Annotated in this window: 1 pseudogene; it reads left to right on the top strand. The window is 33.6% G+C overall.

The window, feature by feature from the left end:
- Window positions 1-96 precede the first annotated feature (96 nt).
- Window positions 97-262: pseudogene (locus SB775_RS30675) on the top strand (histidinol-phosphate transaminase); the annotation flags it as partial.

Genomic DNA, 262 nt, shown 5'->3' with positions numbered 1-262 from the left:
GAGCAATTCGGAAAAGATCGCATGGAATTACTAAAACAAAATATTTCGCAACATAACAAATACGCAAAAGAATTTTAATGAAAAGGTGGATTTAACATGCGAGTAAAAGATCAACTATCATCATTACAACCGTATAAACCAGGTAAATCACCAGAGCAAATGAAAGAAGTATACGGGAATCATTCATTTGTTAAGTTAGCATCAAATGAAAATCCATTTGGCTGTTCACCTCGTGTTTTAGGAGAATTACAAAAATCGTGGC

The sequence above is a fragment of the Peribacillus sp. SIMBA_075 genome (assembly GCF_046534585.1).
Note: the sequence above shows the minus strand (reverse complement) of the source record. Positions and strands in the feature narration are given on the sequence as shown.